The sequence below is a fragment of the Streptacidiphilus neutrinimicus genome (assembly GCF_000787815.1).
In the GTDB taxonomy this organism is placed as follows: Bacteria; Actinomycetota; Actinomycetes; order Streptomycetales; family Streptomycetaceae; genus Streptacidiphilus; species Streptacidiphilus neutrinimicus.
The window spans coordinates 1-10327 of sequence record NZ_BBPO01000137.1 but is presented as its reverse complement, the minus strand read 5'-3'; the positions used below and the strand labels follow the sequence as shown (position 1 = coordinate 10327).

Sequence of the window (10327 nt, the reverse complement as noted above, 5' to 3'; positions counted from 1 at the left end):
GCCGCGACCGCCGCGACCGGCGCCACCGCCGCGACGAACGCCGACGCGGCCGGCCGTACCGGTGCCGCCGCAGCCTCGGCCGACCAGCCCGGCCCCTGGCAGCCGTACCACAGGGGCACCATCACCGACCCCGCGGGCAGCGCCTGCGCGTTCGCGCTGACCGGTGTCCCCGTGGCGGACCGCGAGAAGATCCGCACCCTCGCCGTGGACGCTTCGGGGGAGCCCACGGAGCAGGAGATCACCGGTCAGCTCGTGGTCCGCTACACCAACGAGTCCAACGGCAGGTCGGCGGACGAGAACCTGACCGGAACGGGGTGGCTGTACTACCACGCCGACGGCAGCCAGACCTGGGTGATCTCCGGTCACCTGGGCATGGGCATCCACCCGGGCAACCCGTACTCCCCGCCCGGCTACTGGATCCTCAGCGGCCGGATCACCCTCCAGATCGATGCCGCCCACCACCCCGACGTCGTCTCCCACGAGGGGACGACCGAGGACCTCTGCGCGGAGCTGAGCTGACGCAGGCCCCGCGGGCGGCCCGGGAGCACGCCGCGCCGGGCCCGCCCGAGTGGTCCAAAACGGACATTCTCCCCGCGTGGGACTCCCGGCAGCGGGCGGTCGCGTGCTTACCGTGGGCTGATGCGAGGTGTTGCTTGGTGGGCGGTGCTGTCGTCGGCGGTTGCGCCCGTGGTGCTGGTCGGCGGCTGGCTCGTGTCGGCCCCCCTGCAGGGGCCGGGCTACGACCCGCTGACCGACACCATCAGCGAGCTGGCCGGTGACGGAGCCGTCGACCCCTGGATGATGGCCGGAGCCATCGGCACGCTCGGCGTGTGCCATCTGGTCACCGCGCTGGGCCTGCGCGCGGCCGGTGTCCTGGGGCGTCTCTCCCTGGCCCTCGGAGGCGTGGCGGCGGTGCTGGTCGCCTTCTCGCCGGTGCCCATGAGCGGCGGCTCGATGCGGCACAGCAGCTCCGTCGTGGTCGGCTACGCCTTCCTCGCCGTCTGGCCCGCGCTCGCGGCCTACCGCCGTCGCGACCGGCGGGCGTGGGCGCTGCGCCCGGCGCTCGCCCTACCGGTGACGGTGCTGTTCATGCTGGGAGCGCTCTGGTTCGCCGACGAGGAGTGGGGCCACGGGGACGCGGGCCTGGTGGAACGCGTGCTGACCTCCGGGCAGGCGCTGTGGCCGCTGGTCGTCGTGGCCTCCTGCCTGATGCCCGCCGTGGCCCGAGGCCCCGCTCCGGAGCCGGCCGGGGAGTCCGCCGTGGAGCCTGCGGTGGAGTCGACTGCGGAGTCGGTGGAGCCGGGTCCGCCGGTCACGATCCGGGATGCCTGGCACGGTGGCTGGGTGCAGGCTGGAGGCATGAGCGCCAAGACACTGGTCACCGTCCATGCGGTGGTGCCAGGCCCACGCCCTTTCCGTCGCGTCGAGATCCAGGGCTACGACGCGGGCCCGGCCTTCCGTCCTGAGGACGTGCTGCGCCTGTGCCGTGACCGTGGCCACCACGACGTGAACCTGGACGATCCGGCGCAGGTGACCTGGGTCGGCGGTGACGCCCGCACCTGGTCCTGAGCGTGCCGGGTGCGCTGGGCGCCGGGCGACCCGGCCGCGGCGGACCACGGCGACGAGGTTCGCCTGGACGAGCAGGTCGGGGTCGGTCGTCACCTTCCTGATCGAGCCCCACCCGGACATCGTCCGGCTCACGGTCACCCACGAGGACCTCCCCGACGCCGGGGCGCTCGGCGCGGTGTCCCACGGCTGGCCGGCGGTGATGGCGAACCTCAAGTCCCTGCTGGAGACGGGCGAGGCGCTGGCCCAGCAGCCCTGGGAGATGGCGCCCGGCACGTGAACCGCCCTGCGGCGGGCGCTGTGCCGAAGGTCTCACGGGCAGGAAGGCCGGAGGCCGGTCACAGCGCGCGGCGTGGACCGTATGTTGGAACGCATGTCCGAGATACGGTTCGCGCCCCTGGCGCGGCTCGTCGACGCGTACGCGCCGCGCCTGGCCGAGCTCGCGTTCGAGCCCGGCTTCGTCGCGGTCGTCGACCAGCACGTGGCCGAGCTGCGGGAACGGCTGCGGGGCCCGTCCCCGGATCTGCCCGCCGAGGCGCCGGACCCCGAAGACCTCTCCGACTACGCGCTGGGCTTCCTGGACGCGTTGGAGGAGCTCGGCTGGCGGGAGCCGGTCGGCCACGACTTCGCCGTGTGCCGCCTCACCGCCGTCTGCTGGCTGGTGCGCGAGCACCGGCTGCTGGAGCCCGACGCGCACTGAGACCGGGCGCGGCCGGGCGTTCGGCAGCCGTCAGCCGGAAGGCCACTCGCCCGGGTGATCCGCCCAGTGGACGACGTCAGGGGCGTCGGGGGAGAGGTCGGGACGCTCGCGGCGCAGGACCTCCTCGAACTGCTGTCGGCTGGAGCAGGCCACCACGACCGGGGTGGTGCCGGGCCGCACGATGCGGACCTGCCGGCTGTGCGCCTGCGGCTCCAGCGCGCCGACCTCGACCGCGTGGGCCGGGCTCGCGTGCGGCGCTCCCGCGTCTGCCTGAGTCATGCGTCCAGCTTCCGTCGCCCGCCCCGATCGCGCACGCCGTCGGCAGCCGCCACACCGCGGGGTGGTGGGCTTCGGCACGCGTGAGGCCACGGGTTCGACGGGGACTGGTCACCCGCTTTCCCGCGCCGCCAGCACGCCGGCCGCGGTCACCACGCGTAGACCCGGGAGGCGTCGGCTCGACTCCACCCGCTCGGCCGCATCGGCGAGATCCGCGACGTGGTGGACGCGGTGGTCCTCCGGGAGAACGCGCCGTGCGTCACCGGGGGAGATCCTCCAGGTCGACGGGGCCCCGAATGCCGGCCACTGACGGCTCAGCGCCGCGCGGCGCAGGCGTCCCTGATAAATGCAGATGCCGCTGCGTCCTCGCCTGCCCCACCATGGGTGCGGCCCGCGCGCCGCCCTGACCGCTCCGACCGAGGACTCTTCATGCGCAAGATCCCCACGCTGTTCCGCCGCGATCCCGACGACCGCGCCCGCGTCCTTCCCGAGCCCAACCCCGCCTGCCAGTGGGTCTTCGACGGCGAGGGCGTCGCGACGCGCAAGTACGACGGCACCTGCGTGATGCTCGACGCGCAGGGCGAGTGGTGGGCGCGCCGCGAGGTGAAGCCCGGCAAGGCCGCGCCGCCGAACTACGTCGCGGTCGAGACGGACCAGGTGACGGGCAAGACGATGGGCTGGGAGCCGGTCGGGCAGTCCGCGTTCGCGAAGTTCCACGCCGAGGCCGTCGCGAACACGGTGGTGCCGGAGGGCGTCACCGGCACCTTCGAGCTGGTCGGCCCGAAGATCAACGGCAATCCGGAGCGCGCCGAGGGGCACCGGCTCGTCCGACACGCCACGGCCCTGCCCGTGGACGTCCACGACCTGACCTTCGACGGCGTCCGCGCCGCCGTCCTCGCGCTCGCGGACGCGGACGGCTGCGAGGGCGTGGTCTGGCACCACCCGGACGGCGTCCGCTTCGCCAAGATCAAGGCCCGCGACTTCCGGTCGTGAGCCCGTCCTGCGGGGAGGCGGCGGGCCCTGAGCGGCTGAGGCACGGGCCCTGAACGGCCGCGCAATATGTCCTGTGGCGTCCCGGCCGTCGCCGACGCGTTCGCTCGCGGCAACGTCCCCACCCTGCTGCTGCACGCCGCACGCGGTGCCGACCCCGCCAAGTGGGGCACCCGCAGCGACCCGGAGCTGACCGGCAGCTCGCCCGAGGCGCTGGGCGAGCACGGGGCTGCCGCCTTCCAGGCCCCGGCCTCAGCCCTGCTGCTGCGCGCCGCGGCGCTCACCGACGCCGCCTTCAGCGAGCTGCTCCCCAGCGCTCCGGCCGACGACGGCTGCGCCGCGGTCCTCCGCTACACCGGCTGACCTCGCGGGGCCGGCCCGGGTGGGTCGTCCCGGGGGCGAGCAGTCGACTCATCTGCGGGCCCCGACGTTGGAGTTGATGATGTCCTGGACCAGCCCGGTTCCGGGGAAGTCCGCGTAGACGATTCCGTAGCGGTGGGGCGTGCCGGCCGCCGCGTCCATCTTCCGCATCGCCATGACGTTCACGCCCTGGAAGGCCACCGAGCAGGTGCCCCAGAAGCAGTTGACGCTGGGGTACTCGGGGATGCAACTGGACGATCCACCGCACGAGTTGATGATGCCCCGGGTCCACCCGGTGAGCAGGTTGGGCGCGCTGGTCCCGGGGCTGGAGTGGCCACTGGCGACGAAGTACGGGAACGACCCGCCCGAGCCGCTCAGGTAGTTGACGTACGTCTCGGTGCCCGGACCCGAGCTCGCCGCGTCCAACTGGTCCGCGACGCTGTGCCATTTGTCGGCCAGGTCCCAGTTGGTGGAGAGGGTGTAGTCGTCCTGGACCGACCAGTCGCTGTTGGCGTAGGGGATGCCCTCCCGGTCCGGCGAGGAGAAGTCCTGCAGGACGACGATCTTGCCGCGGATGTCGCCCAGCTGCGGATCGTCGCTGAGGCCGCGGTAGACGCGCGGGTCGGCGGCGAGGTAGCTGTGCACCTGGTCGGCGAAGTCGGTGACGGTCTGCTCCTCCTTGACCCGCATCACGACGAACTCCGTCGGGTGCGCCTGCAGGAAGGCGTCCGCGGTGGCGAGGACGTCGCTCTGGAAGTCCTGACCCTGCCGGGCGATGCCGTGGTAGAGCTCCAGCCGGCCTGAGTACTCGCCCAGCCGGATGTCCCAGGCCCGGATCCCCGAGTTCAACTGCGTGGCCAGGTCCATCGACTGGGTGAAGGCGATGTCCCCGCCGAAGACCGAGGCGCCGCTGTCGTGTGTGCCAGGAAGCGACAGCTCGCTCAACAGCGTCGAGTCGGGCAGGCGGGCCATCCAGTCGGTGGCCGTCAGCCCGATGCTGCTGTCGTGGGAATAGCCTCCGGTCTGGTCGGCCAGGGCGGGCGTGGCCGTGACACCGGCCAGGCAGGTCAGCACGGCGGCCAGAAGCGCGGCACGTGACGCGACGCGGCGAGCTCCGCTCATGTGGTGCTCCCTCGGGTTGGCTTGGCTGGAGAGTTGGAGAGTGGGAGAGTCCGGGCCGGGTGCGGCGGCGTTGCGCTGGTCAACCTCCCTCGTATGACGGAAAGTTACCGAGCCGTACGGGCCGAGCGCGATCCTCCCAGGCGACGTGCCGCTCGGCAATGGGTCTGCCGTGCGGGCACCAAGGTGCCGGGCCGCTTGGTGCCAGGCGGAGACCGTTCCGGCGGCGTCGGCCGCAGGGCAAGCTCTTCCCAGAAGGCCGGACGGAAAAGAAATCCGGCGGGACTACGTCACATCCGCGCAGCAGGAATTGACCGCTACGCCTCACGTTGACATCCCTTTCCACACGATTCGGGGGAACACCCATGTCCAGGCCCAGCTCTGCCCGTGCCCTTTCCCGTCTCGCCCTGGTGGCCGCGACGGCGGTCGTCGCGGGCCTGTGCGCGGTCGTGCCCGCGTCGGCGGACACCGGCACGTACGACAACAGCGGGAGCGAGACGCCGACCTCCACGGGCACCCTGGGCACCGGGGTCGGGCAGAAGCTGACCGGCGCCCAGATGGTCGCGCGTGCCAGGGACTGGGTCAGCCACCAGGTCAGCTACAACCAGTCCCAGTCGTTCTCCGACAGCGAGGTCGGCGGCCCCTACCGCACCGACTGCGGCGGCCTGGTCGACATGGCCTGGCAGCTCACCAGCAGCCCGGTCGTCACCACCCCCTCGCCCGGCATCGACTCCTCCACCTACAGCACCAAGCTGAGCAGTTGGTCCCAGCTCCAGCCCGGCGACGCGCTGGCGGTGGCGGGCGAGCACATCAATCTCTTCGCCGGCTGGACCAACCAGGCCAACGGCGACTTCACCTACATCGCCGAGGACAACCCCAGCGTCCGGACCGGCGAGTACCCCGCCAACATCCACGACGCCAGCATCGACGGCTATCCCACCTCCTCGTTCGAGCTGCTGCGCTCCAACAGCCTCGCCCCCGCCGTCCCCGCGAACTTCAACGTCACTCTCGACGCCAACGGCCAAGCCATCGCCTCCGGCCAGACCGTCTCCGGCACGGTCAACCTGACCGCCGTCGCCAGCTCCCAGGGGGTCGTCAACTCCCTGACCTACTCCATCACCGGCCCCAACGGCACCCAGACCATCAACGGCGGCACCGGGGCCGACAACTACGCCCAGGCCTGGAACACCACCGGCCTGCCGGGCGGCAGCTACACCATCTCCGCGACCGCCAACGAGACCGACGGACAGAACCACACCTACGGCCCGTTCACCGTCACGGTCGCCGCCCTGCCGCGCAGCAGCTCGTCCGGCCTCACCGGGTTGCCCAACGGCGGCTACACCACGGCCTGGAGGGGAGGCGACGGGAACCTGTGGGTGGGCACCGGCAGCGGGACGTCGATGGCCCAGCCGGCCGAGCCCTGGCTGCTCGGCGTGGCCAAGGGGACCAAGCCGTCCATCGCCACGCTCACAGACGGCACTTGGGTCACCGCGTGGGTCGGCGCCGACGGGAACCTGTGGGTGGGCACCGGCAGCGGGACGACGATGGCCAAGCCCGTGGAGCCCTGGCTGCTCGGCGTCGCTCCGGGTACCAGCCCGTCGATCGTCGCCCTGCCCAACGGCAGCTGGGAAGTCGCCTGGAAGGGCGGCGACGGGGACCTGTGGCTGGGCACCGGCACCGGGCTCACCATGGCGAAGCCGGCCGAGCCGTGGCTCCTCGGTGTGGCCGACACGACCAGTCCGTCACTGGCCGCGCTGCCCAACGGCGGTTACGAGGTGGCGTGGAAGGGCAACGACGGCAATCTGTGGGTGGGGACGGGCAGCGGCACGTCGATGTCGCAGCCGGCCGAGCCGTGGCTGCTGGGTGTCGGCAGCAGCGGCAGCTCCTCCAGCCCGTCGCTGGTGACGATGGCGGACGGCAGCTTCGAGGTGGCGTGGAAGGGTGGCGACGGGTACCTGTGGCTGGGCGCCGGCAGCGGGACATCGATGGCCAAGCCGGCGGAGCCGTGGCTGCTGGGCGTGGCCGACACGACCAGTCCGTCCTTGGCGGCGCTGCCCAACGGCGGTTACCAGGTGGCGTGGAAGGGCAACGACGGGAACCTGTGGGTGGGGACGGGCAGCGGCACGTCGATGTCGCAGCCGGCGGAGCCGTGGCTGCTGGGTGTGGGCAGCAGCGGCACCTCGTTCAGCCCGTCGCTGGTGACGATGGCGGACGGCAGCTTCGAGGTGGCGTGGAAGGGTGGCGACGGGTACCTGTGGCTGGGCGCCGGCAGCGGGACGTCGATGGCCAAGCCCGCCGAGCCGTGGCTCCTCGGCGTGGCGTGAGCGCCTGAGCTCCGGGCTCGCACGGCCCCGGACAGATCCTCCGCTCGCTCCCGTCGGGCCGGTCAGACTCTGACCGGCCCGACGGGATGCTGTGTGTGCGGGGTGCTGTGCTGGTGCGGGCCGGCCCAGGGTCCGGGCGGCGGGTTCTGGTCGGCGGGAGCGCAATTCCTTCGCGTTAAGCTGGTGGGCATGAGTGCCCGAGCGACCACACGTCCCGGCGGGCGCAGTGCCCGCGTCCAGCAGTCCGTCCACCAGGCCGTCCGCGATCTGGAGGCGGAGGTGGGGCGGGATGCGCTCACCGTGCCGCTGATCGCCGCCCGCGCGGGGGTGACCCCGTCCACCGTCTACCGCCGCTGGGGGGACCTGCGGGAGCTGCTGTCGGATGTGGCCGTCGAGCGGCTGCGCCCGGACGGCGCGCCGGCCGACCACGGCAGCCTGCGGGCGGACCTGGAGGCGTGGGCGGTGCAGTTCGCGGAGGAGATGTCCTCTACGGCGGGCCGCACGTACATCCGCGACGCCCTGCTGGGCGACCCCGAGCAGGGCAACGCGGTTCGCTGCTCCGACTACGCCGCCGAGCAGTTGAAGGCCGTCGGGGTGCGCGCGGCCGGGCGCGGGGAGGCCGTTCCCGACGTGGAGACCCTGCTCGACGTGGTCGTCGCCCCCCTGATGTACCGCATCCTGTTCCGCCCTTCGGATCTGTCGGCGGCCTACACCGACCGCCTCGTGGCGACGGCGCTCGGTCGGCCTTCCGCCCCCGCCGCACCTAAAAGCTAAGCGTTTGCGTTTTGGGCGACGCGGAGCCTAGTCTCTCTCCTAACGCAAAGAGTTTGCTTTAGGCAGGAGAGGTGCTTCGTGCTCAGCATCGTGGCCCCGTCGTCCCCCTCCCACCGCCTGCCCCGGCTGGGCGGCCGCAGCGCCTTTCCCGTCCACTCTCCGTCCTCGTCGGCCCGATGAGCCGGCACACTCGCGGCCTACTACGTCCACAGCTACCTCGCCATGAGCGTCCCGGCCGTCCTGGCCGGCCTGCTGACCAACCGCTACGGCCTGCAGACCGCCGTCTCGCTCCACGCCGTGGCGGTCGTCCTGCTGACCGTGATCGGCCTCGCCCGCACCCTGTGCCGGCCGACGACGGGCTGACCGGTCGCCAGGCAGGACAGCCGTATCCAGACGCCCCGGGCGCTTCGATCCGACGAACGCCCCGAGCAACCACCCTGGAGCAACCACCGTGGAGCAACCACCCTGGAAAGGCAGGACCCAGCGATGAGCAGCACCCCCGCGAGCACCGGATGGAGCCTCGGCGACATCGTCGTGCGCCGCGTCGACGAGATCGAACTGCCGCGGCAGACCGGACCGTGGCTGCTGCCGGACGCCACCAAGGAGGTGCTGGACGAGGCGTCGTGGCTCCGCCCCGACTTCGCCGACGACGAGGTGCCGCGGCTGGCGAGTCACAGCTTCGCGGTGGAGGCGGGCGGGCTGCGGATCGTCGTGGACACCGGCATCGGCAACGCCAAGCCGCGGGCCAACCCGGCCTGGAACCGTCTGGACACCGACTTCCTGGGCCGTCTGGCGGCCGCCGGTTTCCCGCCCGAGTCCGTGGACCTGGTGATCACCACGCACCTGCACACCGACCACGTCGGCTGGAACACCCGTTTGGCGGGCGAGGGCTGGGTCCCCACCTTCCCGGGCGCGCGCTACCTCACCAGCCGCACCGAATGGGACCACTGGGCCGCCACCGACCTCGACGAGGCTCGCGCCCAGATGTTCCGCGACTCCGTCCACCCCGTCCGCGACGCCGGGCAGTACGACCTCGTCGACGTGCCAGAGCAGGGGCACGAGGTCGCCCCCGGCGTGTTCCTGGTCCGTGCCCCGGGCCACACCCCGGGGCAGGTCGCCGTGGAACTGCGCGGCAGCGAGCGCAGGGCGCTGATCACCGGCGACAGCATCCACCACCCCGTGCAGCTGTCCCACCCGCACGTGCACAGCTGCGTCGACATCGACTCCGCCCAGGCCGTCCGCACCCGGGCCCAGCTGCTCGACGCCGTGGCGGACACCGACGCGCTGCTCCTGGGCACCCACTTCCCGCGGCCCACAGCCGGCACCGTCCGCCGGGAGAACGGCCGTTACCGGCTGCTCGCCGAGCACGGCGTCGACATGCCTGCCGCCTCGGCCTGACCGCGACCGGCCCCGCTCCACCGTCCTCCCACGGGCCGCGGCGACCTCCGCGGCCGTCCGGAGCAACTCCTTGGCTGTGAGAGCGCCGGTCGCTCCTCCGCCCCTCTCCGTCTCCACGCAGAAGGAGAACATCCGTGTCCGCCGTCGAACTCACACCAGCGGAGGCGGCCCGGTGGGGCCGCCCGCACCGGACTGGTCCTGCCCGCCGAGCGCCACGCCGCTGTCGCCGACATCGGCTGTCCAGCCTGCCGCCGGAGCCCGCCGGCCCGCCGCCCGCCCGCTCGGGCCAGGCGGCATGCCGCCTGGCCCGAGCGGGCAACGATTTGAGGCTATTCCTACGAAATCTAGGCTTCTGGAAGCGCTAGCAATGGCTTATGTGGTTTAGGCCACTTATGTCCGAAGTTTCTTGCCCATGCGGCGGCGTCGTGTGAGCGTGGAGGTCGTCCAGCGGAACGCGGCAGCAACCCAGCGCCGTGCGAGGGCCCGGTGAAGCACCGGAGAGCCCGGCGGATCAGCCCCGCGGACATGCTCGACCGAGAGCCCGCCGTGCGTATGCGCGGGTTCCGTCGAGGACAGCCAGCCAATTTCCCGGGCGGCTCCGCGTTGCGCACCCGCCTGTCTACGGGCCGCTTGCTGCGGGGGTGTCCGACGACCTGTGGAGTGTGACATGCGTCTCGGCCTCCCGCGTACCCGTGCCCGCCTCACCGCAGGCGTGCTGATGGCCTCCTCCGTCGCCGCCTCCGCCGTGCTCCTCGGCCAGCATGCGACGCCGGCGCAAGCGGCGACGAACGAGACCGCGGTGGCCGACCGCGCGCCCGCC

Annotated in this window: 12 protein-coding genes; 10 read left to right on the top strand and 2 right to left on the bottom strand. The window is 72.5% G+C overall.

All coding sequences use genetic code 11. The features are described 5' to 3' along the window. The 4 genes from TR48_RS44065 to TR48_RS37235 form a co-directional block, all read left to right on the top strand. The coding region (locus TR48_RS44065; protein ID WP_042375121.1) for a hypothetical protein at positions 1-519 on the top strand (519 nt) is incomplete at its 5' end. Between the two features lie 120 nt (positions 520-639). Then, the gene (locus TR48_RS46750) at positions 640-1569 is read left to right on the top strand and encodes a DUF998 domain-containing protein (RefSeq protein ID WP_369405637.1); all 930 of its coding nucleotides are present in this window, start codon (positions 640-642) and stop codon (positions 1567-1569) included. After that, complete coding sequence (locus TR48_RS37240) at positions 1547-1846, top strand: SRPBCC domain-containing protein (RefSeq protein ID WP_042375119.1); 300 nt, start codon at positions 1547-1549, stop codon at positions 1844-1846. The genes TR48_RS46750 and TR48_RS37240 overlap by 23 nt, the downstream gene beginning before the upstream one ends. A 93-nt stretch (positions 1847-1939) precedes the next feature. Then, positions 1940-2266 carry a DUF6401 family natural product biosynthesis protein gene (locus TR48_RS37235; RefSeq protein WP_042375118.1) on the top strand — a complete coding sequence of 109 codons (327 nt, stop codon included), beginning with the start codon at positions 1940-1942 and terminating at the stop codon, positions 2264-2266. A 30-nt stretch (positions 2267-2296) separates the two neighbouring features. Here TR48_RS37235 and TR48_RS37230 read toward each other — a convergent pair whose 3' ends face one another. After that, positions 2297-2545 carry a hypothetical protein gene (locus TR48_RS37230; RefSeq protein ID WP_042375117.1) on the bottom strand — a complete coding sequence of 83 codons (249 nt, stop codon included), beginning with the start codon at positions 2543-2545 and terminating at the stop codon, positions 2297-2299. 426 nt (positions 2546-2971) lie between these two features. Here TR48_RS37230 and TR48_RS37225 point away from each other — a divergent pair, with 426 nt between their 5' ends. Beyond that, complete coding sequence (locus tag TR48_RS37225) at positions 2972-3535, top strand: hypothetical protein (protein WP_042375115.1); 564 nt, start codon at positions 2972-2974, stop codon at positions 3533-3535. Between the two features lie 66 nt (positions 3536-3601). Further along, positions 3602-3895 (top strand): hypothetical protein, encoded by a 294-nt coding sequence (locus tag TR48_RS37220; RefSeq protein ID WP_042375113.1) that lies wholly within the window; start codon positions 3602-3604, stop codon positions 3893-3895. A gap of 48 nt (positions 3896-3943) precedes the next feature. Here TR48_RS37220 and TR48_RS37215 read toward each other — a convergent pair whose 3' ends face one another. After that, positions 3944-5014, bottom strand: coding sequence for a phosphatidylinositol-specific phospholipase C (locus TR48_RS37215; RefSeq protein ID WP_052443369.1), 1071 nt, complete (start codon positions 5012-5014; stop codon positions 3944-3946). 362 nt (positions 5015-5376) lie between these two features. Here TR48_RS37215 and TR48_RS37210 point away from each other — a divergent pair, with 362 nt between their 5' ends. From TR48_RS37210 to TR48_RS37200, 4 genes are all read left to right on the top strand, one after another. After that, positions 5377-7335, top strand: a complete 1959-nt coding sequence (locus TR48_RS37210) for an Ig-like domain-containing protein (protein ID WP_152628397.1) — start codon at positions 5377-5379, stop codon at positions 7333-7335. A gap of 189 nt (positions 7336-7524) precedes the next feature. Then, positions 7525-8109 carry a TetR/AcrR family transcriptional regulator gene (locus tag TR48_RS37205; protein ID WP_042375123.1) on the top strand — a complete coding sequence of 195 codons (585 nt, stop codon included), beginning with the start codon at positions 7525-7527 and terminating at the stop codon, positions 8107-8109. A 222-nt stretch (positions 8110-8331) separates the two neighbouring features. Next, complete coding sequence (locus TR48_RS44060; RefSeq protein WP_161789985.1) at positions 8332-8472, top strand: hypothetical protein; 141 nt, start codon at positions 8332-8334, stop codon at positions 8470-8472. Positions 8473-8595: 123 nt separating this feature from the next. Further along, positions 8596-9507: an MBL fold metallo-hydrolase gene (locus tag TR48_RS37200; protein ID WP_042375111.1), complete on the top strand. Its 912-nt coding sequence runs from the start codon at positions 8596-8598 to the stop codon at positions 9505-9507. Positions 9508-10327 lie beyond the last annotated feature (820 nt).

Bases quoted from the DNA above. Each gene is read 5' to 3' on its own strand.
- TR48_RS46750 (WP_369405637.1), top strand. From the start codon at position 640: ATGCGAGGTGTTGCTTGGTGGGCGGTGCTGTCGTCGGCGGTTGCGCCC.
- TR48_RS37235 (WP_042375118.1), top strand. From the start codon at position 1,940: ATGTCCGAGATACGGTTCGCGCCCCTGGCGCGGCTCGTCGACGCGTAC.
- TR48_RS37230 (WP_042375117.1), bottom strand. From the start codon at position 2,545: ATGACTCAGGCAGACGCGGGAGCGCCGCACGCGAGCCCGGCCCACGCG.
- TR48_RS37225 (WP_042375115.1), top strand. From the start codon at position 2,972: ATGCGCAAGATCCCCACGCTGTTCCGCCGCGATCCCGACGACCGCGCC.
- TR48_RS37220 (WP_042375113.1), top strand. From the start codon at position 3,602: ATGTCCTGTGGCGTCCCGGCCGTCGCCGACGCGTTCGCTCGCGGCAAC.
- TR48_RS37215 (WP_052443369.1), bottom strand. From the start codon at position 5,014: ATGAGCGGAGCTCGCCGCGTCGCGTCACGTGCCGCGCTTCTGGCCGCC.
- TR48_RS37210 (WP_152628397.1), top strand. From the start codon at position 5,377: ATGTCCAGGCCCAGCTCTGCCCGTGCCCTTTCCCGTCTCGCCCTGGTG.
- TR48_RS37205 (WP_042375123.1), top strand. From the start codon at position 7,525: ATGAGTGCCCGAGCGACCACACGTCCCGGCGGGCGCAGTGCCCGCGTC.
- TR48_RS44060 (WP_161789985.1), top strand. From the start codon at position 8,332: ATGAGCGTCCCGGCCGTCCTGGCCGGCCTGCTGACCAACCGCTACGGC.
- TR48_RS37200 (WP_042375111.1), top strand. From the start codon at position 8,596: ATGAGCAGCACCCCCGCGAGCACCGGATGGAGCCTCGGCGACATCGTC.